This is a genomic window from Nocardioides sp. J54, assembly GCF_000519005.1.
Lineage (GTDB): Bacteria > Actinomycetota > Actinomycetes > Propionibacteriales > Nocardioidaceae > Nocardioides.
In genome coordinates this window covers 65,194-87,278 of the sequence record NZ_JAER01000013.1, presented here as the reverse complement: position 1 = coordinate 87,278, position 22,085 = coordinate 65,194, and the positions used below count along the sequence as shown (strand labels likewise).

The following is a 22,085-nucleotide window of genomic DNA, read 5'->3' as shown; positions in this document are numbered from 1 at the left end:
GAGGGCTCTCAGCAGAACGTTGCCGCAGGTCAGCGTGCCACAGACTGCTCGCGGTGCTCCACCGGCCAGACCACGAAGCGGTAGGCGAGGAAGTTCAGCACCAGGCAGCAGGCGATCGCCGCCAGCTTGGCCCCCGCGATCCGCACGTCGGCGGCCCCGAGCCCGGCCACGGCGACCTCCGGTCCCTGCTCGAGCAGCCACAGCCAGCCGTGGATCAGCAGCGGCTGCGCCACCCACATCACCGCGCCGGTGGTCGCGACGAACAGGGCGGCGTGGCGCAGGGTGAGCCGGTCGGCGCGGAAGGTGAACAGCCCGTTGACCACGAAGCTGAAGACCATGCCGGCGGTGCTCGAGACCAGGTTGGCGAGGGTGATGCCGAGGTGGTCGTGAAGCAGGAAGAACAGGGCCGCGTCGATGGCGGTGTTGCACACGCCGACGGCGGCGAACCGGACCGCCGCCCCGCGACCACTCAGGGCGTCGCCCCGGGGTCGAGGACACCCATGTCGCGGTGCCGGCGCGGGTCGGTGCGCGCGTCGCCCGCGTCGCGGGCGACCATCGCGACCGTGTAGAGCGGCCGGTCCTGGGCCTCGACGTAGACCCGCCCGAGGTAGCTGCCGATCACCCCCATCATCACCAGCTGGATCCCGCTGAGCATGAACATGCCGACGCCGAGGAACGCCCACCCGGGCACCGAGTCCTCGGGGCGGAACAGCCGGACGAAGAGGACGTAGCAGGCCAGCAGCACGCTGAAGAGCGAGATCGCGTAGCCGATGCGCGAGATCAGCTTCAGCGGCGTCGTGGAGAAGCCGATGATGCCGCTCGCCGCGAAGCCGATCATCTTGCGCAGCGGGTAGCCGGTGCGCCCGGCGTACCGCTCGTCGCGGTCGAAGAGCAGCGCCTCCTGCCGGAAGCCGACGTGGGCGACGATGCCGCGCAGGAAGCGGTCGTGCTCGCGGTAGCGGGCGACCTCGGCGACGACGCGGGCGTCCATCAACCGGAAGTCGCCGACGTTGCGCGGGATCTCGATCGAGGCCAGCCGGTCGAGCACCCAGTAGAAGCCCCACGCGGTGGCCCGCTTGAACGCCGTGTCCTTGCGGGTACGACGCTGGGCGTAGACGACTTCGACGCCCTCCTCCCAGCGGTCGATCATCTCGAGGCTGACCAGCGGCGGGTCCTGGAGGTCGGTGTCCATGACGACCACGGCGTCGGCGTCGCGGGCCTCGGCGACCAGGTCCAGGCCGGCGGTGACGGCCAGCTGGTGGCCGAAGTTGCGGGAGAACTGGACGACGGTGACCCGGGGGTCCTGCGCACGCAGCTCGACGAGCCGCTCCAGCGAGGCGTCGCGGCTGCCGTCGTCGACGTACACGAACTCGAAGTCGAGGTCCGGGCGCTTGTCGGTGGCCTCCACGAGCGCGGCGTGGAACACCTCGATGTTGTCCTCCTCGTTGTAGACGGGGAGGACGTAGGCGATCCGGCGGGGGCCGGTCGAGTCGTCACGGTCGCGCATGCCGCCTGAGCCTAGTGACCCCTTCACGGGACCACGACGGCAAGGAGGAGCGCGAGGGCCACCACAGCAACCGCGACCGTCAGCAGGCGCTGGATGCGCCCGAGCCAGGTCTCCACCGCCGCGTCGCGGTCGGTGACCACCCCGGTGGCCGGGGCGGCGAGCCGTCCGGTGCGCACCAGCCACTCCACCACGAGGGAGGCCGCGGCCAGGCCCCACAACGGCGCGGCGGTGGTCCAGTACCGCCCGCCCGCGACGTGGAAGAAGGGCTGGAGCAGCAGGCCGCCGATGCAGAGCTTGACCACGACGTCGAGGAGCCGGGCCTCCAGGCTGCGTCGTACGACGGTGAACAACGAGACCGCGACCAGCAGCAGCACCGGGAAGTAGACCAGCCAGGTCGTGCCCATCACCGTCCACGCCCCGGCGGTCTCGGCGACGTTGCGCTCGGCCGGGGTGGAGACGTGGTCGACGAAGACGGCCGGCTGCAGCGAGTAGGCCGCCAGGTAGAGGGCGACGTCCTCGAGGTAGCTGTCGAGCGTGACGTCGCGGCGCGCGTACGACGACATCTCGCCGAGCACCTCGACCTCGTTCGTGCCGGTCGCGCGGGCGACCTCACGGGCGTAGCGCACCGGCTTGAACCACTCCGGGCTGTCCGGGTCGCACCGGCCGAAGCAGAGCTGGTGCGGGTCGCCGAAGGAGTTGCCGCGCGAGGTGGCCAGGGTCGTCGTGGTCACCACCCGGGCGTCGAGGACGTGGGACGCGTAGAGCGCCCACGGGGCGAGCAGGACGAGGAAGACCGCTCCCCCGGCGGCGCCCGCCCCGACCGCGCGCCAACGCTCGCGTCCGCGCAGCAGCACCAGCGCCGCGACCAGGGTGACGGCGCCGAGGCCGACCAGGAGCACCGACGTGCTGGCGCGCAGGTAGAGCGTCGCGATCGCGAGCAGCCCGAGCACGACCCCGTCGCGCAGGGTGGGCGCGGCACCGTGCCGCAGGCCGCGGCCGAGCTCGAACAGCCGGAGGGCCAGCAGCGCGAGCACCGAGCCGGCCGCGAGGTCGCCCCAGGCGCCGAAGCCGAAGAACGCGTACATCGGCACCAGCCCGGGGAACGCGGCGTAGGCGGCCGCCCAGCGGTGGCCGAGCACCCGGACCAGGCTGCGCACGACCGCGACGTGCAGCGCGATCGTCATCAGGGCGCACCAGCCGCGGACCAGGGCGGGCCCGGCGTCGGGGAAGACGACGTAGACCGGCGCCATGAGGATCGACATGCCGGGCATGAACCAGCCGGACGCGACGACGTTGCGGTCGAGCTCGGCCGTGTCGGGGGACGTGAACGCGAAGAGGTCGCGCACCGCGTTGGACAGGGCCATCGCGCCGTTGGCGTAGGCCTGCTCGTCGCCGTACGGCGGCGCCGACACCACGAGCGGGAACATCGCGACCTTGAGCAGCACGTGCCCGGCGACCAGCCAGCCGAGGAGCACGGGGGCGGGCGGCAAGCGGTCCGGCCACCGCCCGGTCCAGCCGGGCGCGCTCACCACGGCCACCACGACGCCTCCACCCACCGCTTGGTCGCGGAGCGGTCCTGGCAGACCGGGTCGTCGGGCCGGGCGACCGCGACGATCGGGAGGTCGAGCACGAACTCCCCGCGGACCAGGTCTCCCTCGCCGGTGCCGGGCAACGCGGTGACGGTGATGGTCACCCGTTCACCGCCCCGGCGCAGGGTCCGGCTGCCGTCCCCTCCTCCCGAGGCGTCCGGCGCCTCGGTGAAGCCGACCTCCTCGAAGGCGGCGACCAGCCGGGCCTCGGCCTCGTCCCGGCCGACGAGGTCGTACTGGCCCTGCAGGCGGCGACGGGCGCCGTCCCGGGTGCTCACGTCCTTGTCACGCCGCACCTGGTGGGGCAGGTCGAGCCGCGCGTCGCCGGGCAGCGGGTAGCAGCCGGTCAGCAGCGTGTCCGGCGTCATCGGCGGCCGGTAGTTGCCGGTCGGCTCCGCGCGCCCGAACGAGTGGCTCAGCAGGAGCAGCGCCAGGACGACCAGCGTCCCGACCACGACGGCGGCCCGGCGCGACCGGGGAGCGACGGCGGGGGCGGGCACGCTGGGCGACGATACCGAGCGCGGGTCAGCGGCCGGCGCCGCCGGTGAGGGCGCGGCGCAGCCGGTCGGGGCTGACCCGCCAGAAGTCGTGCTGCTTGCCGTCGACGAAGGTCACCGGGATCTCGTGGGCGAAGCGGTCCCCCAGCTCGGGGTCGTCGTCGATGGAGACCTCGACGTAGCTCTCCCCGAGCTCGGCGCAGACCGCCTCGATCACCGCGCGGGCGTCGTCGCAGAGGTGGCAGCCGGGGCGGCCGTAGAGGGTCACCCGCGGCGCGGTCGGGCTCGGTCCGGTGCTCACGACTCGAGTATGCCCAGTGCCTTGCGGCGCTCGTAGCCGCGGAGCATCCCCTTGCGGACCTTGCCCGTGACGGTGCGCGGCAAGGTGGCGACGACCTCGACCCGGCTCGGCCGCTTGTACGGCGCCAGCCGCTCCTGTGCGGCGGCGCGGACCGCGTCGACGAGCTGGTCCTCGCCGGTCCCGTCGCCGGGCACGACGTAGGCGACGACGGCCTCGCCGGTCTGCTCGTCGGGCGCGCCGAGGACGGCGACCTGCCGGACGCCGTCGACCTCGCCGAGCACGGCCTCCACCTCGGTCGGGTAGACGTTGAAGCCGGAGACGATCACCAGCTCCTTGACCCGGTCGACGAGGAAGAGGTCGCCGTCGGCGTCGAGGAAGCCCACGTCGCCGGTCGACCACCAGCCGTCCGCGTCGGGCCCGTCGGCGCCGTCGGGCCAGTAGCCGCTGAACAGGTTGGCCCCGCGGACCTGGATCTCGCCCGCGTCGTCGGCCTCGGTGCCCTCCAGCGGCCGGCCCTCGTCGTCGACGAGGCGCACGTCGATGCCCGGCAGCGCGGCGCCGACCGAGCCCGGCTTCGCGCCGGTGGAGAGCAGGGTGGTGGTGACGACGGGCGCGGCCTCGGTGAGCCCGTAGCCCTGGTGGACCGGCACGCCGGCGAGCTCGCTGAACTGCTCGACGACCTCGGCGGACAGCGGCGCGGACCCCGACAGGATCATCCGCACCGGACCCATCCGCTCGGCGAGCGCCTCGACGCCCTGCCACGCGGCGAACACCGGCGGCGCGACCGGGACGACGCTGCACGCCTCGTCCTCGATCAGGTCGAGGGTGCCCTCGGGGTCGAACCGGTCGGCCAGGACGAGCTTGGCGCGGTGGCGGACCACGCCGCCGAGCACGGCGCCGAGGCCGTAGACGTGGAAGAGCGGCAGCACGCCGAGCACGACGTCGTCGGAGCGGATCATCGCCGGCTCGACCGCGGCGACCTGGTCGACGTTGGCCAGCAGCGCGCGGTGGGTCAGCATCGCGGCGCGGGGCAGCCCGGAGGTGCCGCTGGTGTAGAGGAGCACGGCCAGCTTCTCGGGGTCCGGGAGCGGCGGGACCGGGCGCGGCTCGACGGCCCGCAGGTCGTCGTACGACACCTCGCCGTCGGCCGGCTCGGCGCCGACGAGGACCAGCCGGGGCAGCGGGCGACCCTCGTCGCCGGCGGCGGCCGCGACCTCGGTGCGGGCGAGCGCCTCGCGGGCCCGGTCGGCGGCGTCGGCGTCGACCACGAGCATCCGGGCGCCGGAGTCGACGAGCATCCCGGCGATCTCTACCGCGGTCGAGAGGGGGTTGACCGGCACGGCGACCGCCTGCGTGCGCAGCACGCCGAGGTAGGTGGTGACGAACTCGATGCGGTTGCCCATCGCGATCATCACCCGGTGGCCGGCGAGCACGCCGGCGGCGCCGAGGCCGGACGCGACGCGGCCGACCTCCTCGTCGAGCTCGGCCCAGGTCAGCCCGCGGCCACCGGCCTCGACGACGGCAAGCCGGTCGGGGGCGTCCTCGGCCGCGGCCTGGACCAGCGCGGCCACGTCGGGAGCTGTCGCGGCGTCGCTCAGGGACATGCCCGCGATCCTACGGCCGATCCGGCACCCAGCCGAGGACTGTGATCTCTAGAGTGATCACATGGGATCGTCGGCCGACCGGCCTCGCCGCCTGAACCTCCAGCAGCGCTCGAAGCTCGCCGGTGAGGCGGCTGCCGCTGCCGCGGAGGTCGAGACCGCGCTCGCCCAGCCGGCGGACCCGAACGCCGCGGCGTTCTTCGACGTCGACAACACCGTCATGCAGGGTGCGAGCATCTTCCACCTCGCCCGCGGGCTCTACCGTCGCGACTTCTTCACCACCCGCGACCTGCTCGGCGCCGCGTGGAAGCAGGCCTACTTCCGCGTCGTCGGCGTCGAGGACCCCGAGCACGTCGCCGAGGCCCGCAACTCGGCGCTCGCCTTCATCGCCGGGCACACGGTGCAGGAGCTGGAGGAGATCGGCGAGGAGATCTTCGACGAGGCGATGGCGCACCGGATCTGGCCGGGGACCCGCGCACTGGCCCAGATGCACCTCGACCAGGGCCAGCGGGTGTGGCTGGTGACGGCGGCGCCGATCGAGATCGCGAGCCTGATCGCCCGGCGGCTGGGCCTGACCGGCGCCCTGGGCACGGTGGCCGAGCACGTCGACGGCGTCTACACCGGGCGGCTGGTGGGCGACATGCTGCACGGCCCGGCGAAGGCGGTCGCGGTGCGGGCGCTCGCCGAGCGGGAGGGGCTCGACCTGTCGGCCTGCTCCGCCTACAGCGACTCCTACAACGACCTGCCCATGCTCGGCCTCGTCGGGGACCCGTGCGCGATCAACCCGGACCCGAAGCTGCGCGCGCACGCCCGTGCCCACGGCTGGCGGATCCGTGACTACCGCACCGGGCGCAAGGCGGCCCGGGCCGGGCTCGTGGTCGGCTCCGCCGCGACCGGGGCGGCCCTGGCCGGCACGCTCGTGCGGCGCCAGATCCGGCGTCACGGCGGTTGACCCGCACCCCCGGATGACTACCGTGGGGATGGCCCGGAAGGACTAGTCGCGACCGGGAATCGCGACCGGTCGGTTCTCGGGTTCCGGTACCACTGCGCGAGGATCCACCGTAGGATCGCGACCGGGGGTAACAGGGAGGGGACCGGGTATGTCCTGGGATCGGAGCGACGTCGCGCGCGGGCTGGATGCCCTGCGCGCCGCAGTCGTCGCTGCGTTCACCCTCGAGCCGGCCCTCGCCGTGGCCGCCGGTCCTGCGGGGGGTGCTGCCGGCGCGAGCCCGGTCCGTCGTACCGATGGCTGGCTGCTCAGCGAGGCCCACGCGGAGACCGAGGACGGCTTCGAGCGCGGCTCCGGCAGCGGCTACAACGACTCCACCCTCGCCACCTCCTCGGAGGACTCCCCCGAGGAGCGCGAGCGGCTGATCGGCCTGGTCGAGCTGGCCCGCGGCGGCGACGCCGAGGCGTTCGGCCTGCTCTACGACCACTACCAGCCGTCGGTCTACCGCTTCCTCTACTACCGGACCCGCTCGGTCGTGGTGGCCGAGGACCTGTGCTCGGAGACCTTCTTCCGCGCGCTGCGCAACATGCCGTCCTTCCGGTGGCAGGGCAAGGACTTCGGCGCCTGGCTGATGACCATCGCGCGCAACCTGGCCACCGACCACTTCAAGGCCGGCCGCACCCGCCTCGAGCTGACCACCGAGGACATGGGTCAGCACGACGACGCGACCGAGGGCCCGGAGAACGCCGTCCTCGCCAGCCTCACCAACGAGATCCTGCTGGACGCCCTCACCAAGCTGCCGAACGAGCAGCGCGACTGCCTGATCATGCGCTTCCTGCAGGGCCTGAGCATCGCCGAGACGGCCGCCGCCCTGGGTCGCAGCGACGGCGCGATCAAGCAGCTGCAGCTGCGCGGGGTGCGAAACCTCGCCAAATTGATGCCGGAGGGGATCCGATGAGGGCCCCGCTGCACGTAGTCATTTCGGGCCATGGATCCATGGCCACTCGAACCGTAACCGCGGGCGCCGTCGGGTCGTTGGTCTGTCGTACGGAGATCGGGGCTGCCCTGGCCCCCTGGACACGAGGACGGACGTCGTGATGCGCGGGAACGGTTGGTCGCGAGGGAGCGCCGAGGAGTTCGACGCGCTCGTCTCCGGTCGCGCCGCCGACAGCGAGGCGCACGCCGAGCTGCTCGATCTCGTCGCCGCGCTCCGTGCCGTGCCGCCCGTCGAGGCCCGCCCGGAGTTCGTGTCCTCGCTGCGCTCGCAGCTCGTCGCGGCCGCCGAGCGCGCGCCCGTCGAGGCGGAGGAGAAGCTCGCCGCGCGGCTGACCCCGCGCCAGCGCCGCGGCTCCCGCGAGCGCCGCCTGGCCGCCGTCGTCGGTGGCTTCGCCGTGGTCTCCGCGACTGGCTCGATGGCGATGGCCTCGCAGAGCGCGCTGCCCGGCGACGTGCTCTACCCGGTCAAGCGCGCGATCGAGAACGCCGAGACCAACCTCCAGTCCAAGCCGGCCTCGAAGGCAGGCTCGCTGATCTCGCACGCCGAGGCCCGCCTCGCCGAGGTGCAGGAGCTCACCGCCAAGTCCGCCGACGCCGAGGTCATCGCCTCGACGCTCGAGGACTTCACAGCGCAGGCCCAGCAGGCCTCCGAGCTCACGCTCGAGGACTACCAGGCCACCGGCAAGGGCGAGGGCATCGCGGACCTGCGCGCGTTCGCCGCCGACAGCATGGACGTGCTCGGCGCGCTCGGGCCGGTCGTGCCCGAGGAGGTCCGGGCCCCGCTGATCACGGCCACCCAGACGGTGCGCCAGGTCGACGCGGCGGCCTGGGAGGCCTGCCCGACCTGCGCCGACGGCGGCATCACCCGCCTGCCCGACCTCGCCGCGATCGAGGAGGTCAAGGCGCTCCTCGACGTGCCGGTCATCGACCAGGCCGACGTCACCGCGCCGGCCAAGGTCAAGCCGACGAAGAAGCCCGACCCGGGCACGAAGCCGACCGACGGCACCGCCCCCGCCGACGCGCCGACCACGGAAGGCCCGCTGGCCCCGGTGACCAAGAAGGTCGGCGAGGTCGTCGACGACATCACCAAGGGTGTCGGCGGCATCGGCGGCGGTGGCACCGGTGGTGGCGGCTCGACGCCGGACCCGAGCCAGAGCGCCGAGCCCGGCGTCGTGGGCACGCTGCTCGACGGTGTCGGCGGCCTGCTCGGCGGCCTGCTCAAGTAGCCACCGCCCACCAGCGGTACGACGACCCCGTCCGTCGTCCGGCTCCTCGTCGCGCTCGTGCGGCGTCGGTCGAGCGACCGACCGGTGCATCCGACCGGTGCATCCGACCGGCGTGTGACTCCGGGCCGGGCGCAGGTGGGACGACTACTTGAAGACGCCCTCGCGCTGCACCAGCAGCGTGTAGAGGGTCTGCTGGATGGTCTCGCGGACCTGGTCGGTCACGTTGAAGACCAGCATCGGGTCCTCGGCCGCGCCGTCGTCGTACTCGTCGGTGCGGATGGGCTCGCCGAACTCCAGCAGCCACTTCGAGGGCAGCGGGACGAGGCCGAGCGGGCCGAGCAGCGGGAAGAACGGCGTGATCGGGATGTACGGCACGCCGAGCAGCCGGGCCAGCGAGGGGATGTTGCCCACGAGGGGGTAGATCTCCTCGGCGCCGACGACCGAGAGCGGCACGATCGGGACCCCGGTGCGCAGGGCGGCGGACACGAAGCCGCCGCGGCCGAAACGCTGCAGCTTGTAGCGCTCGGAGAACGGCTTGCCGATGCCCTTGAAGCCTTCCGGCCACACGCCGACCAGCTCGCCGCCGCGCAGCATGCGCTCGGCGTCCTCGTTGCAGGCCAGGGTGGCGCCGCCCTTGCGGGCGAGCGTGCCGACGAACGGCAGCCGGAAGACCAGGTCCGCGCCGAGCGGGCGCAGGTGGCGACCGGTGTGGTCGTGGATCGACACCATCGTCATCAGCCCGTCGACCGGGATGGTGCCGGAGTGGTTGGACACGACGAGGGCGCCGCCGTCGGTCGGGATGTTCTCGACCCCGCGGACCTCGATGCGGAACCACTTCTGCGCGATCGGGCGCAGCGCGGCCATGAAGAAGCGCTGGGTGAGCTCGGCGTCGAAGCCGTACTCGTCGACGGCGTACTCGCCGCTGACGCGACGGCGCAGGAAGGCGAGGAAGTGGGCCAGCTGCGGCTCCCACTGGTCACCGAAGAGCTCGCGGGCGGCGTGCTGGAAGGCAGCCAGCCAGTCGCCGGCCGGGATGCCGGCGAGCGGGCTGAGGCCGCGCTCCTCGGTGCGCGCCGCAGCAGTGAACGGCGCGGCGGCGTCAGCGGCCGGCGTCTCGACGCCCGGGGCGGGGGCAGCCTGGTCGGCGACCGGCTTGCGCGCGGCGGGCTTCGACGCGGCGGTGCTGGCCGGCTTGCTGGCCGACTCCGACGTCTCGCTCGTGCCGGCGGGCTCCTCGGCGGGCTTGCCGGCAGCCTTGCCGTCCGGCTTGCGCGCGCCCTTGGGGGCCAGGCCCCGGGCGGCGGACGACGGGCGGGTGCCGGTGCCGCGGCCCGGGCGGCCGCGGGTTCCGATCGGGATGATCTCGGCGTCAGCCATCCTTGCCTCCGGCAACGGTGAGCTGGGCGGGACGGTCCTCGTCGACCGGCGGGAGGTGGTCGGCCAGGGCACCGAGGGCCCGGACCGCGCGGTGGCCACCGGGCGGCAGGGAGGCGCAGAACTCCTCGAACGCCTCGGCAGTCGTGTACGTCGGCTCGAAGCCGAGCTCGGTGCGCATCCGCGTGGTGTCGACACCGCGACCGTAGGTGAGGAAGGCGACCATCTCGGGCGAGAACTCAGCCATCCGCGCCGACTTCAGGAACGAGCCGATGCTGGCGAAGGCGGGCGCCGGCAGCGGCACGCTGGTGCGACCCAGCCGGCGCACGGCCTGGGTGAGCATCAGCAGCCCGTCGCCGGCGATGTTGAACGTCCCCGGGACGCCGCTGAGCACCGAGTGCCGCAGCACCCGGTAGAGGTCGCTCTCGTGCAGGAACTGCAGCCGCGGGTCGAAGCCGAGCACGGTGGGGATCACCGGCAGGCGGAAGTACGACGCCAGCGGGCTCACGACCCGCGGGCCGATCACGTTCGCGCAGCGCAGCAGGGTCACCGTGGCGTCGGGCCGGCGGCGCGCGAAGCCGCGCACGTAGCCCTCCACCTCCGCGACGTCCTTCGCGTAGCCGGTGCGCGGGGGACGCCGGGGCTCCATGTCCTCGGTGAACATCGCGGGGTCGCGGCTGCTCGCGCCGTACGCGGTCGTCGACGACTTCACGACGAGGTGGCGCACGCTCTCGGCCTTCTGGCAGGCGGCGAGGAGCTGCATCGTCCCGATGACGTTGAGCTCCTTCATCGTGCCGCGCGCGCCGGCGGAGCCGGGGGTGGCGATGACGCTCATGTGGACGACGGTGTCGACGTCCTCCCGCGCGATCACCTTGGCGATCACCGGGTTCCGGATGTCGGCGCGCACGAAGGTGACGTCACCCAGGTCCCCGCGGGGAGGGATGACGTCGACGCCGATCACCCGATCGACCCCGGGGTCGTTGGCGAGCGTGCGCGCGAAGGTCCGACCGAGGTCGCGAGAGACCCCGGTGACCAGGACCGTGCGGCCGGCGCCCATCCCAACTCCTCAGGACCAGGCCGGTGCGCACGCGCGCACCGGCGACGGCAGGCTGGTGTGCCCGACGGGCCTTACTTGCCGAGCTTGCGACGCTGGACGCGCGTCTTCTTCAGCAGCTTGCGGTGCTTCTTCTTCGCCATGCGCTTGCGGCGCTTCTTGATGACAGAACCCACGTGGAACCTCTCCGGAGCGCCGGACGAGGCTCGTCCGGCGGTACGTACGACGCCCCGGGCAGGTCCCGGAGCACCGGGCCAGCCTATCGGGCAGGGCACAGGCGAGGTGAATCAGCGGCTGCGGTGGGATGAAGATCGCATCACGGTGCTCGGGCACCGTTGCAGGCCGCCGACTGCCCCGCCGCCGTACGCTGGCCCCGAAGGACCGCACCGAGGAGGGATGCAGCCGTGTCGTCCGGGGCCACCTCGCCGGTCGTGGAGCCGACACCGGCCGCGACCGCCTTCGTGGACCTCCTCGACGCCGGCCGCACCGACGAGGCGACGCAGGTGCTGGACCTCTCGACCGGCCAGAAGCGACGTCTCGACGGGCCGGAAGTGACTACTCGACGGGCCGGAAGTGACTACTCGACGGGCCGGAAGTGACTACTCAACGAGTCAGGACCGACCACTCGAGCGAGGCCCCGACCGCCAACATCGGACGCTGGCCGTGCCCGGCACAGCCCGCCGTCAGGGCCCGGAGGTTTCGAGGCTCGGCCGCGGGCGGCCTCGCACCTCAACCACCGGGAGCAGGCGACGCGCTCGCGCCACCTGCGCACGCCTTGACGCCAGGCGAACCCAGCCACCTGCCGGAGCCAACTGCGCGCGCGGCAGCGCGGCGCCCAGCGGCGACGCGCTCGCGCTATCCAGCGGAGTAGAAGGACTTGCGGAGGTACTCGTTGACGTCGTCCTCGGTGACCCGGAACGACCGGCCGACCCGCACCGCGGGCAGCTCGCCGTTGTGGACCAGTCGGTAGACGGTCATCTTGGAGACCCGCATCACCGAGGCGACCTCGGCGATCGTCAGGAACTTGGGGTCCGGTAGGGACTCGGGACGCTCGCGCGATGTAGGAGCCATGACAACCCACGCTTTCTGCGCGTCCGTCACCGCCTTCCCCAGCTGTGAACCCTGCGGACGCCTCTGCGTGAGAATAGGGCCGGATGTGACTCGTGGGGAAGAGTTTGATCAGAGAAACTTTTGAGTTGCGGCGTGTCGGCTTGACCCCTGGTTCTCAGGATGACTCGAGTTACACCGCTGTGACTCGGGTACGACGGCCGCTGATCGGCTGTCGGTGGGCGCTGGCAGACTGCTCGCCATGACGATCCAGGCCCTGCTCCTCGACCTGGACGACACGCTGGTGGACCACCGTGGCGCGGCCGAGCGCGGCGTGCGCACGTGGCTCAGCGGGCTGGGCCTGGCGGAGACGCCGGCGCAGCTGGAGGAGCTCGTCGAGCGGTGGTTCGTGCTGGAGGCGCGGCACTACGAGCGCGCCCAGCGGCGGGAGCTGACGTACCTCGAGCAGCGCCGGGTGCGGATCCGCGAGTTCCTGCCGGGGTGGGACCTCGCCGACGACGCGCTGGCCGACGACGTGTTCGCGGGCTTCCTGGGCTGCTACCAGGCGGCGTGGCGGGCGTTCGACGACGCGGCGGCCACGATCGAGCGGGCGCTGCGGGCCGGGGTGCCGGTCGGCATCCTCACCAACGGCGACCAGGCGATCCAGACCGAGAAGCTGCGCCGCACCGGCCTGCTGCGCCCCGACGTGCCGGTGTTCGCGTCCTCCGGCCTGCCGGCGGCGAAGCCGGACCCGCGCTCCTACCTCGCCGCGTGCGAGCGGCTGGGGTCGGCGCCGGCGCGGACACTGATGGTCGGCGACTCGCTGCGCCACGACGTCGTCGGGGCGCGTGACGCCGGCCTGCAGGCGCGCCTGCTGGACCGCTACGGGCGCTACAGCGGCCGCCGGGCGGTGCCGGGCGTGGTCGCGCTGCGCGGGCTGGCCGAGATCGACTGGCCCGCCGCAGCGGCGAGCTGACCCCGGTCGCCGCCGGGGCGAGGACTCAGGAGCCGAGCTCGGCGGAGCGGTCCCGGGCGGCCTCGAGCGCGGCGAGGAAGGCCGCGCGCACGCGGTGCACCTCGAGCTCGCGCAGCGCGGCGGCCGTCGTACCGCCCGGCGAGGTGACCTGCTCACGGAGCACGGCGGGGTGCTCGTTGGTCTCACGCAGCATCGCCGCGGACCCGACGAGGGTCTGCACGGCCAGCTCGTGCGCGGTGGTGCGCGGCAGGCCGAGGTGCACGCCGGCCTCGATCATCGCCTCGACGACGAAGAAGACGTAGGCCGGGCCGGAGCCGCTGATCGCGGTGACCGCGTCCTGCTGCTTCTCCGGCACCCGTACGACGCGGCCGACCGAGCTCATCAGCGCCTCGGCCTCGGCGAGGTGGTGGTCCTCGCAGTGGGAGCCGGGCGAGATGGCGGCCATGCCCTCGTCGACGAGGGCGGGGGTGTTCGGCATGACCCGGACGACCGCGATCCCGGACGGGACGTGCGACTCGATGAAGGAGGTGGTGATGCCCGCGGCGAGCGAGACGATCAGCTGGCCGGGGCGCAGTGCGGGGCCGATCTCGCCGAGCACGTCGGCCATGTCCTGCGGCTTGACGACCAGGAGCACGGTGTCGGCCTCGGCAGCGGCGGCGACGTCGGGGACCACCGGCACGCCGTACTTCTCGACCAGCTCGGCGGCGCGCTCGGCGCGCTTCTCGACGACGACGAGGTCGTCGGCGCTGCGGCCGGCGCGGATCAGGCCGGAGAGGAGGGTCTCCCCCATCACGCCAGCACCGATGACGGCGGTGCGCTTGCTCACTGCGGCAACTCACTCACTTCTTGGGGACCAGGGACGTCAGGAAGGGTGACAGGTTCCGGGGATGCTCCGCCAGTCGCCGGGCGACGTGGCCGTACCACTCCGGGCCCCACGGCAGGTGGACGCGGACCCGCTCCCCGGTCGCGACCAGCCGGCGCACCTCGGCCGTGCGGGCGTCGTAGGGCAGCTGCAGGTCGTAGGTGCCGGGCGCGCGGCCGTAGCGGCTCGCGAGCGCGATGGTGATCTCGACCAGGCGCGGGTCGTGGGTGGCGACGACCGGTTGGCCCTCGCCGTCGAGGAGCACCTTGAGGCAGCGCACCCACGCCCGGTCGAGCTCGGCGGGGTCGGTGATCGCGACGTCGGCCGGCTCGTCGCGGGCGCCCTTGGCGAGCAGGACGCGGCTGCCGGCACCGGCGAGCGCGCGGCAGTCGTCCTCGGTACGCCGCAGGTGCGCGCGCAGCACGACCCCGGTGTCCGGGAAGTCGGCGCGAAGGGCGCCGAGAAGCGCGAGCACGACGTCCGTCGAGGCGTGGTCCTCCGAGTCGAGGGTGACCGTGACCCCGGCACGGGCCGCGGTCCGGCAGACCTGGCGGGCGTGGGTGAGGGCCAGCGCCTCGCCGCCCGGGAGGTGCAGCCCGACCGCCGCCGGCCGCAGGACGACGTCGACCTGCGCACCGAGGCCGGCGTCGGCGACGCGGTCCAGCAGCACCCGGTGCTCCTGCACGGTGGCGGTCGCCTCGGCCTCGTCCCGCGCGTCCCTGCCGAGGTGCGCGACGGTACAGGCGAGGTCGTCGGCGGTGAGCTGCCCGGCCACCGCGACCGCTTGCCTGACGTCCGCGGCCGGCACGAACGCGCGCACGACGGGCGCGGGGACGGGCACCGCGGAGGCGACGGACTCCGCGACGGCGCTGCGCGACAGCGCCCGCAGGGCACTGCGCACGGGTCTCATGTCCTCGAACCTACGCGGGTTCCGCGCCTCCCGGTCACTCGGTACGACGTCGCAGGGTCGCCGCCCCGAGGGCGAGTGCCGCGACGGCGAAGGCGGCGACGACACCGATGTCGCGCCACACCTGCCCGGTGGAGCTGGTCGTCGCCAGCTGCTCCATCGCGTCGACCGCCCAGGACAGCGGCATCACGTCCGAGACCACCTCGAGCACCCGCGGGAGGTCCTCCCGCGGGACGAGCAGCCCGCAGAGCAGGATCTGCGGGACCACGACCGCCGGCAGGAACTGCACGGCCTGGAACTCGGTGCGCGCGAACGCCGAGACGAACAACCCGAGCGCCGTGCCCAGCACGGCGTCGGCGACGCCCACCACCCCCAGCAGCACCGCCGGGCCGCGGACGTCGAGGTCGAGCAGCGTGAGCGCCACCGTGGCGGCGATCGCGGCCTGCAGGGCGGCGACCGCGCCGAAGGCCAGGGCGTAGCCGCCGAGCAGGTCGAGGCGACCCATCGGCATGGTGAACAACCGCTCCAGCGTGCCGCTCGACCGCTCGCGCAGGGTGGTGATGCTGGTGACCAGGAACATCACGAAGAACGGGAAGATCGCCAGCAGGGCCGGGCCGATCCGGTCGAACACCAGCGGCGTCGCCTCGAAGATCCACCACAGCAGCGCCTGCAGCAGGCACGGCAGCACCAGCAGCATCGCCAGCGTGCGGTGGTCGCGGCGCAGCTGCGTGAGCACCCGGGCGGCGACGGCGAGCGTGATCCGTGGTGTCACCGCGCACCACCCGCCCGCTCGACGAGCGCCAGGAAGGCGCTCTCCACGTCGGTGGCGCCGACCCGCTCCTTGATCGCGGACGGCGTGCCCTGCGCGATGATCCGGCCCTCGCGCATCAGCAGCAGCTCGTCGCACCGCTCGGCCTCGTCCATGACGTGGCTGGAGACGAGCACGGCGGTGCCGGACGCCGCGACGCGGTGGAAGAGCGCCCACAGGTCCCGTCGCAGCACCGGGTCGAGCCCGACGGTCGGCTCGTCGAGCACCAGCAGGTCCGGTCGTCCCAGCAGCGCGACGGCCAGCCCGACGCGGGAGCGCTGCCCGCCGCTGAGCCGGTGGACGACGTGGTCGCGGTGGGCGGTGAGGTCGACCGCGGACACGGCCTCCTCGACGCTGCCGGCCGGCCGGCCGAGCACCCGGGCGAAGAAGCGGAGGTTCTCGGCGACCGTCAGGTCGTCGTACACGCTGGAGGACTGGGTCTGGTAGCCGACCCGGGCGCGCAGCGGCGCGCTCCCGGCAGGCTCGCCGAGCACCGTGACGCTGCCGCCCGCGACCCGCTGCACGCCGACGATGCTGCGCAGCAGCGTCGACTTGCCGCACCCGGACGGGCCGAGCAGCCCGGTGACGCCGGGACCCACGGCGAGGTCGAGGCCGTCGAGCACCACCCGCCCGCCGCGTACGACGCGGAGGCCGATGGTCGTGACGACGGCTCCCTCCACGCCGGCCCCAGCCTCAGGCTCCGTGCGCGGGGCGGGCGACCTGCTCCCCGGTGTCCGCGGCACCGGCGGTGAGGTGCTCGATCGCGAACTCCAGCGACTCCCGCAGGTCCGCCTCCCGCTCCTCGCGGGTCGTGCAGCGGCGGGTGTTGATCTCGAGGACCACCTCGCCGGCGAACCCGGTGCGCGCCAGGTGCTGCAGGAAGTCCGCCGCGCCGGTGGTGCCGCGCCCGGGGACGAGGTGCTCGTCCTTCGCGGAGTCGGTGCCGTCGGTGAGGTGGACGTGGCGCAGCCGCGGGCCGAGCCGCTCGGCCATCGCGACCACGTCGTCGCGCGCGATCGCCGCGTGGGACAGGTCGATCGTGGCGTTGGCGTAGGGCTCGGTGGAGGGGTCCCAGCCCGGCTGGTACATCTGCATCTGCCGGCGGGACGTCCGCCAGGGGTACATGTTCTCGACGGCGAAGGCGATGCCCGAGGACTCCTCGAGCGCCGCGATGCCGTTGACGAAGTCGCGGGCGTACTCGCGCTGCCAGCGGAACGGCGGGTGCACGACGACGACCTCGGCGCCGACCGCGCCGGCCATCGCGGCCGACCGCTCGAGCTTGCCCCACGGCTCGACGCCCCAGACCCGTTGGGTGAAGAGCAGGCAGGGTGCGTGGACCGCGCTGACCGGGAGCTGGTGGTGCTCGGAGAGCTGGCGCACGGCGTCGACCTGCTGGGAAAGCGCGTCGATGCCGACCATCACCTCGACGGCCTCGTAGCCGACCTCGGCGGCCCAGCTGAAGGCGTGCGCGGTGGACTCGGGGTAGACCGAGCTCGCCGACAGCCCGATCCGCGGGCGGCGTGCGGCAGCGGTCATGGCTCGTCGGTGACGCTCAGCTGGTCGATGCGCTCGAGGATGACGCCCTCCCGCAGCGCCCACGGGCAGATCTCGAGCTCGGGCAGGTCGAAGATGTTCATGCACGCCTCGGCGACCAGGGCGCCCGGCACGATCTGGTGCGTGCGGCTGGGCGAGACGCCGGGCAGGTCGGCCAGCTCCTGCGGCGACATCGCCACCAGCTTGGGGATCCAGCCGCGCAGCTCGCCGAGCGGCAGGGTCCGCGGCACCAGCGGGCCGTCGCCGGACGGCGCTGCGCCGCAGATCCGGGCGAGGGAGCGGAAGGTCTTGGACGTGGCGGAGGCGCGGTGGGTGCTCCCCGCGCGCAGGAGGTGCCCGGCGTCGCGGGCTATGTCGGTGCGGATCCGGCGGCGGATCGCGCGCAGCCGCTCCTCGTCGAGCGGCTCGGCGAACTCGGCCCGGGCCAGCCGGGCCGCACCCAGCGGCAGGGACCAGGCGACGTCGGGCCGCTCGTCGGCGCCTGCGGCGATCTCGAGCGAGCCGCCGCCGATGTCGAAGACGGCGAGCCGGCCGGCGGACCAGCCGAACCAGCGGCGCACGGCGAGGAAGGTCAGGCGCGCCTCGTCCTCGCCGGACAGCACCTCGATCTGCACGCCGGTCTCGCGCTGCACGCGGGCCAGCACGTCCTCGGAGTTGCCGGCGTCGCGCACCGCGGAGGTCGCGAACGGCAGCATCTCCTCGCAACCCTTCTCCTCCGCGACCCGCAGCGCCTTCGCGGTGAACGCGGACAGCGCCGCGACGCCCGTCGACGACACGTCACCGGCGTCGTCGAGGTGCTCGGCGAGGCGCAGCGGCTCCTTGTAGGAGTACGCCGGCAGCGGGGCTGCGCCGCCGTGGGCATCGACCACGAGGAGGTGGCCGGTGTTGGAGCCGATGTCCAGGACGCCGAGGCGCATGCGCCCACGGTACTAGCGCCGGTGGGAGCGGGCATGCGGCGTGACGCGGGGGCTCGACTAGATTGGTCCGGTGCCAGAGGTGTCGCTCGACTTCCCCCGTGCGTGGGTCGAATTCGTCAACCCCGCCGACGAGGGCGAGGTGATCAAGGCCGACCTGACGTGGCTCACGTCGGCCTACACCTGCATCTTCGGCAGCGGCTGTGCCGGCATCTACGCCGACTCCCCCGACGTCGGCTGCTGCACGCTCGGCGCGCACTTCGCCGACAAGGAGGACGAGCGCCGGGTCGAGGCGTTCGTCCAGCAGCTCACGCCCGCGCACTGGCAGGCCCACCCCGGCCGGCCGGTGAAGCGCAAGGACTGGGTCGAGAAGGACGAGGACGGCGAGCGGAAGACCCGCATGCACGTCGTCGACGGCCAGCGCTCGTGCGTGTTCGCCAACCGCCCCGGCTTCGAGGGCGGGTCGGGCTGCGCGCTGCACGCGCTCGCGCTCGAGCAGGGCCGCAACCCGCTGGAGACGAAGCCGGACGTGTGCTGGCAGCTGCCGATCCGTCGTACCTTCCGCGAGGTCGAGCGGATGGACGGCACGTCGTACGTCGAGGTGACGATCACCGAGTACGACCGCCGGGGCTGGGGCCCGGGCGGCCACGACCTCGACTGGTACTGCTCGGGCAACACCGAGGCGCACGTCGCCGTCGAGCCGCTCTACGTCACCAACGAGCCGGAGCTGGTCGAGCTCATCGGCCGCAAGGCGTACGACGAGCTGGTGCGTCACTGCGAGGCGCACCTGCGCTCCCGATCGGCCCTCGCGCTGCACCCCGCCGACCCGCGCTGACGCGCGCCGGCGCCCGTCGGGGCGCGGCCCGTCGCCGGGTTCCTCGCGGTCGGCACATCTCGACGTCAAGAGACCAGCACCCCGGATGCACGTTCCGGGCGCGATGAGCACAGAATGTCCACATGCGCCTGGACCACCTCTCCTACGCGGCCGGACCCGACGGACTCGAGAGCACGGCCGAGCGCCTGGGCTCTGCGCTCGGGTGCGAGTTCGCCGACGGCGGTGTCCACCCCCGCTTCGGGACGCGCAACATGATCCTCCCGCTGACGGACAAGACCTACATCGAGGTCGTCGAGGCGCTGGACCACCCGGCGTCCGACAAGGCGCCCTTCGGCCAGGCCGTCAAGGCCCGCTCCGGGCTCGGCGGCGGCTGGCTCGGCTGGGCCGTGGCCGTCCCGGACATCACGGTCATCGAGGAGCGCCTCGGCCGCCCGGCCGTCCCCGGCTCGCGGCACCGCCCCGACGGCGTGGAGCTGCGCTGGCGCCAGATCGGCATCAACGGCCTCATCGCCGACCCGCAGCTGCCGTTCTTCCTGCAGTGGGACGACGTCGACCTGCACCCCTCGCACGGCGCCGACGGCACCGTGTCGCTGGCGGGCATCGAGATCGCGGGCGACCCGCAGCGGGTCAGCGAGTGGCTCGGCGAGACCGTCGAGGCGCCGCTGGAGGACGTGAAGGTGGAGTGGGTGGCGCCGCACGGCACCCCCGGCATCCTCGCCGCCCAGGTCCTCACCCCCAACGGCGTCGTCCGCATCTGACCCACCCGCGGTGAAGCCGGTCCGGGGAGCGATCCCCAGCCCGAACATCTGGAACCACACCGCGACCTACGAGCTCGAGAACCGGGCCGCCGACCCCGACGGGCGGCTGTGGGCCGCGATGGAGGCCCGCGCCGACTGGAGCGGTCGCGTCGTGCTCGACCTCGGCTGCGGCACCGGTTTCCACCTGCCCCGCTTCGCCGAGCAGGCCTCGTCGGTCGTCGGCGTCGAGCCGCACCCCGGCCTGGCCCGGCTCGCCCAGCGCCGGCTGCGCTCACGCGGCGTCACCAACGCAGAGGTGCGCGTCGGCGCCGCGCAGGAGGTGCCGCTGCCGGACTCCTCCGTCGACGTCGTGCACGCCCGCTGGGCCTACTTCTTCGGCCGGGGCTGCGAGCCCGGCCTCGCCGAGCTCGAGCGGGTGCTGCGGCCCGGCGGCGTCGCGCTGGTCATCGACAACGACGGGTCACGCTCGACCTTCGGGGCCTGGTTCCGCCGCGGCTTCCCGCACCTGGACCCGCCCGCGGAGACCGAGCGGTTCTGGAGCATGCGCGGGTGGACCCTCGACCGCGTCGACATGGGCTGGCGCTTCGAGGACCGCGCCGACCTCGAGGCCGTGGTGCGGATCGAGTTCAAGCCGGACGTCGCCGACGAGATCATCCGTCACCACGAGGGCCTCGAGGTCGACTACGCGGTCAACCTCTGGTCGCGGGCCTACTGATCAGCAGGCCCGCGACCGGGCAGGGACCGACGGTCACTGCACGGCGTCGAGCGCGTCGACCACGCCCTCGCCGTAGTAGCTGTTCTCCGCCGCGGTGCCCACGCACGGCGCGCCGGCGGTGGCCGCGACGCAGTCGTGGTCGTCGGCCTGGGCGCGCAGCGTGGCGACCATCTGCTCCGGCGTCCAGCCCGGGTGCACCGACTTCATCAGGGCCAGCACGCCGGCGACGTGCGGCGAGGCCATCGACGTCCCGGACTTCAGGCCGTACCCGTTGCCGGTCACGACGGTCGAGAGGATCCGTGAGCCCGGGGCGGCGACGTCGATGACGCCGAGGCCCCGGTTGCTGAAGCTCGAGAGCCGGTTGTCCAGGGACCCGGCCGGGAACCGCTCGAGCGAGGAGACGGTGACGACGCCGTCGAGCTCCGTCGGGATGTCGCGGCAGCCGCTGTTGATGGTGCGGGCGACGGGGGTGCCGTCGTTCGGACTGCTGTTGTTGGTCGTCTTGCTCGACAGGTCGTACGCCGAGTTTCCGGCCGCAGCCGCGTGGACGACGCCCTGGTCGGTGGCCCAGGCCACCGCGCGGCGTACCGCCTCCATGGCGGCGGCCTGGTCGGGCTGGTCGTTGCACCAGAACTCGAACGGGTCGACGTAGTAGCTGTTGTTGGTCACGTCCATGCCGTGCTGGCCGGCCCAGACGAACCCGCACACGGCGTACTCCGGGTAGATGTAGCCGTCGTTGTTGACCACCTTGACCGAGGCCATCCGCACGCCGGGCGCGACTCCGACGATGCCGGTGCCGTTGCGCGCGGCGCCGATGGTGCCGGCGACGTGGGTGCCGTGGTCACTGGTGGTGGGGTGCCAGCCGGTCGCCGAGGTGTCGGGCCGGCCCGCGTCGGAGCAGTTGACCGAGCTCGCCACGTCGATGTTGGCGGCCAGGTCCGGGTGGTCGGGGTCGATGCCGCTGTCGAGGACGCCGACGAGCACGTCGCGCGAGCCGTCGGTGACCTCGTGGGCCTGGTCGGCCTTGATCATCGCGAGGTCCCACTGCTCGGACTCACGCGGGTCGGGGACGACCGCGAGGGTGGCCTCGGTGCCGGTGGTGTCCTGCGCGCGGTCGGCCTTCGCGCCCTTGACGGCCGTGCGCAGCTGGCCCTTCCCGGGACCCCACGGCGCCTGCACGCCCTCGGGCGTGCCCTCGCTGACCGGGACGGTGCGGGTGGCGCCGACGGACTCGAGCGCGTTGCCGGCGGCGCGGCGCACGTCAGCGCGGAAGGCGGCGCGGTCGCTGTGCGCGACGACGACGCCGACCTGGGGCCAGGTCTGGACGACGACGCCGCCGGCCTGCCGGACCGCGCGCTCGACCAGGCGGGTCTGGCCCGGGTTGGCGTGCTTCGCGTTGAGCACGTACGACGACACGACCCCGTCCGGGGTGCTGATCGGGACCGGGGTCGAGACCGGCTCGTCAGCCGGGGCCGCGGTGGCTCCGCTGGTGGTGACCGCCAGGCCGGCCACGGTGAGGCCGGTCGCGACGGAGAGGGCGGCGGCACGCAGCCGCCGGGTGCACAAGGACATCGAGGATCCTCCCGAGAAGTGGCGCAGGTCTTCCTGCGCCGCA

Annotated in this window: 25 protein-coding genes; 8 read left to right on the top strand and 17 right to left on the bottom strand. The window is 73.5% G+C overall.

Going from position 1 to position 22,085, the window contains the following annotated elements; all coding sequences use genetic code 11:
- Positions 1-29 precede the first annotated feature (29 nt).
- Genes NOCJ54_RS29880 through NOCJ54_RS25250 form a run of 6 tightly spaced genes read right to left on the bottom strand, consistent with a single transcriptional unit; the run spans position 30 to position 5,498 of the window.
- A complete protein-coding gene (locus NOCJ54_RS29880) occupies positions 30-473 on the bottom strand; it encodes a GtrA family protein (RefSeq protein ID WP_269634535.1) in 444 nt (147 codons plus the stop codon).
- Entirely contained in the window at positions 470-1,507 is a 1,038-nt protein-coding gene (locus tag NOCJ54_RS25255; protein ID WP_051485741.1) for a glycosyltransferase family 2 protein, read from the bottom strand. The genes NOCJ54_RS29880 and NOCJ54_RS25255 overlap by 4 nt, the downstream gene beginning before the upstream one ends.
- Positions 1,508-1,530: 23 nt before the next feature.
- The gene (locus tag NOCJ54_RS0111290) at positions 1,531-3,045 is read right to left on the bottom strand and encodes a hypothetical protein (protein WP_157514872.1); all 1,515 of its coding nucleotides are present in this window, start codon (positions 3,043-3,045) and stop codon (positions 1,531-1,533) included.
- Positions 3,033-3,596: a hypothetical protein gene (locus tag NOCJ54_RS0111285; RefSeq protein WP_028655592.1), complete on the bottom strand. Its 564-nt coding sequence runs from the start codon at positions 3,594-3,596 to the stop codon at positions 3,033-3,035. Before NOCJ54_RS0111285 ends, NOCJ54_RS0111290 begins: the two co-directional genes overlap by 13 nt.
- 25 nt (positions 3,597-3,621) lie before the next feature.
- Positions 3,622-3,894 carry a glutaredoxin family protein gene (locus tag NOCJ54_RS0111280; protein WP_028655591.1) on the bottom strand — a complete coding sequence of 91 codons (273 nt, stop codon included), beginning with the start codon at positions 3,892-3,894 and terminating at the stop codon, positions 3,622-3,624.
- A complete protein-coding gene (locus NOCJ54_RS25250; RefSeq protein ID WP_036517590.1) occupies positions 3,891-5,498 on the bottom strand; it encodes a class I adenylate-forming enzyme family protein in 1,608 nt (535 codons plus the stop codon). Before NOCJ54_RS25250 ends, NOCJ54_RS0111280 begins: the two co-directional genes overlap by 4 nt.
- 61 nt (positions 5,499-5,559) lie before the next feature.
- Between NOCJ54_RS25250 and NOCJ54_RS0111270 the strand changes: the two genes are divergently transcribed.
- From NOCJ54_RS0111270 to NOCJ54_RS0111260, 3 genes are all read left to right on the top strand, one after another.
- Positions 5,560-6,447: an HAD family hydrolase gene (locus NOCJ54_RS0111270; RefSeq protein WP_028655590.1), complete on the top strand. Its 888-nt coding sequence runs from the start codon at positions 5,560-5,562 to the stop codon at positions 6,445-6,447.
- A 148-nt stretch (positions 6,448-6,595) separates the two neighbouring features.
- Positions 6,596-7,402 carry a sigma-70 family RNA polymerase sigma factor gene (locus tag NOCJ54_RS0111265; protein ID WP_028655589.1) on the top strand — a complete coding sequence of 269 codons (807 nt, stop codon included), beginning with the start codon at positions 6,596-6,598 and terminating at the stop codon, positions 7,400-7,402.
- 139 nt (positions 7,403-7,541) lie between these two features.
- Positions 7,542-8,666, top strand: a complete 1,125-nt coding sequence (locus NOCJ54_RS0111260) for a DUF5667 domain-containing protein (RefSeq protein ID WP_198020186.1) — start codon at positions 7,542-7,544, stop codon at positions 8,664-8,666.
- 144 nt (positions 8,667-8,810) lie between these two features.
- Here NOCJ54_RS0111260 and NOCJ54_RS0111255 read toward each other — a convergent pair whose 3' ends face one another.
- The 3 genes from NOCJ54_RS0111255 to NOCJ54_RS28970 all read right to left on the bottom strand — a co-directional run bounded on the left by NOCJ54_RS0111255 (position 8,811) and on the right by NOCJ54_RS28970 (position 11,270).
- Positions 8,811-10,043, bottom strand: a complete 1,233-nt coding sequence (locus NOCJ54_RS0111255) for a lysophospholipid acyltransferase family protein (RefSeq protein WP_028655587.1) — start codon at positions 10,041-10,043, stop codon at positions 8,811-8,813.
- Entirely contained in the window at positions 10,036-11,097 is a 1,062-nt protein-coding gene (locus NOCJ54_RS25245) for an SDR family oxidoreductase (RefSeq protein ID WP_051485740.1), read from the bottom strand. The genes NOCJ54_RS0111255 and NOCJ54_RS25245 overlap by 8 nt, the downstream gene beginning before the upstream one ends.
- 71 nt (positions 11,098-11,168) lie before the next feature.
- A complete protein-coding gene (locus tag NOCJ54_RS28970) occupies positions 11,169-11,270 on the bottom strand; it encodes a 30S ribosomal protein bS22 (protein WP_008356322.1) in 102 nt (33 codons plus the stop codon).
- Between the two features lie 228 nt (positions 11,271-11,498).
- Between NOCJ54_RS28970 and NOCJ54_RS0111240 the strand changes: the two genes are divergently transcribed.
- On the top strand, positions 11,499-11,693 hold the full coding sequence (locus tag NOCJ54_RS0111240; protein WP_028655586.1) for a hypothetical protein: 195 nt from the start codon (positions 11,499-11,501) through the stop codon (positions 11,691-11,693).
- A gap of 256 nt (positions 11,694-11,949) precedes the next feature.
- Here NOCJ54_RS0111240 and NOCJ54_RS0111235 read toward each other — a convergent pair whose 3' ends face one another.
- Positions 11,950-12,165, bottom strand: coding sequence for a helix-turn-helix domain-containing protein (locus NOCJ54_RS0111235; protein ID WP_028655585.1), 216 nt, complete (start codon positions 12,163-12,165; stop codon positions 11,950-11,952).
- Between the two features lie 238 nt (positions 12,166-12,403).
- On the opposite strand from NOCJ54_RS0111235, the gene NOCJ54_RS0111230 reads away from it, so the two are divergent.
- Positions 12,404-13,117: an HAD family hydrolase gene (locus NOCJ54_RS0111230; protein WP_036517587.1), complete on the top strand. Its 714-nt coding sequence runs from the start codon at positions 12,404-12,406 to the stop codon at positions 13,115-13,117.
- A gap of 25 nt (positions 13,118-13,142) precedes the next feature.
- Here NOCJ54_RS0111230 and proC read toward each other — a convergent pair whose 3' ends face one another.
- Genes proC through NOCJ54_RS0111200 form a run of 6 tightly spaced genes read right to left on the bottom strand, consistent with a single transcriptional unit; the run spans position 13,143 to position 18,165 of the window.
- Entirely contained in the window at positions 13,143-13,943 is an 801-nt protein-coding gene (gene proC / locus NOCJ54_RS0111225; protein ID WP_028655583.1) for a pyrroline-5-carboxylate reductase, read from the bottom strand.
- A gap of 13 nt (positions 13,944-13,956) precedes the next feature.
- On the bottom strand, positions 13,957-14,889 hold the full coding sequence (locus tag NOCJ54_RS0111220; protein ID WP_028655582.1) for a proline dehydrogenase family protein: 933 nt from the start codon (positions 14,887-14,889) through the stop codon (positions 13,957-13,959).
- A gap of 34 nt (positions 14,890-14,923) precedes the next feature.
- Positions 14,924-15,658: an ABC transporter permease gene (locus tag NOCJ54_RS0111215; protein ID WP_028655581.1), complete on the bottom strand. Its 735-nt coding sequence runs from the start codon at positions 15,656-15,658 to the stop codon at positions 14,924-14,926.
- Complete coding sequence (locus NOCJ54_RS0111210) at positions 15,655-16,374, bottom strand: ABC transporter ATP-binding protein (protein ID WP_028655580.1); 720 nt, start codon at positions 16,372-16,374, stop codon at positions 15,655-15,657. Before NOCJ54_RS0111210 ends, NOCJ54_RS0111215 begins: the two co-directional genes overlap by 4 nt.
- A gap of 13 nt (positions 16,375-16,387) precedes the next feature.
- Entirely contained in the window at positions 16,388-17,230 is an 843-nt protein-coding gene (locus NOCJ54_RS0111205) for a sugar phosphate isomerase/epimerase family protein (protein WP_028655579.1), read from the bottom strand.
- On the bottom strand, positions 17,227-18,165 hold the full coding sequence (locus tag NOCJ54_RS0111200; protein WP_028655578.1) for a Ppx/GppA phosphatase family protein: 939 nt from the start codon (positions 18,163-18,165) through the stop codon (positions 17,227-17,229). Before NOCJ54_RS0111200 ends, NOCJ54_RS0111205 begins: the two co-directional genes overlap by 4 nt.
- Before the next feature lie 70 nt (positions 18,166-18,235).
- Here NOCJ54_RS0111200 and NOCJ54_RS0111195 point away from each other — a divergent pair, with 70 nt between their 5' ends.
- The 3 genes from NOCJ54_RS0111195 to NOCJ54_RS0111185 all read left to right on the top strand — a co-directional run bounded on the left by NOCJ54_RS0111195 (position 18,236) and on the right by NOCJ54_RS0111185 (position 20,470).
- Complete coding sequence (locus tag NOCJ54_RS0111195; RefSeq protein WP_028655577.1) at positions 18,236-18,997, top strand: hypothetical protein; 762 nt, start codon at positions 18,236-18,238, stop codon at positions 18,995-18,997.
- Positions 18,998-19,119: 122 nt separating this feature from the next.
- On the top strand, positions 19,120-19,755 hold the full coding sequence (locus NOCJ54_RS0111190) for a VOC family protein (RefSeq protein WP_028655576.1): 636 nt from the start codon (positions 19,120-19,122) through the stop codon (positions 19,753-19,755).
- A 10-nt stretch (positions 19,756-19,765) separates the two neighbouring features.
- Positions 19,766-20,470 carry a class I SAM-dependent methyltransferase gene (locus NOCJ54_RS0111185; protein WP_028655575.1) on the top strand — a complete coding sequence of 235 codons (705 nt, stop codon included), beginning with the start codon at positions 19,766-19,768 and terminating at the stop codon, positions 20,468-20,470.
- Positions 20,471-20,503: 33 nt separating this feature from the next.
- On the opposite strand, the gene NOCJ54_RS0111180 is transcribed toward NOCJ54_RS0111185, so the two are convergent.
- Positions 20,504-22,042: a S8 family peptidase gene (locus NOCJ54_RS0111180; protein ID WP_028655574.1), complete on the bottom strand. Its 1,539-nt coding sequence runs from the start codon at positions 22,040-22,042 to the stop codon at positions 20,504-20,506.
- Between the last annotated feature and the right edge of the window lie 43 nt (positions 22,043-22,085).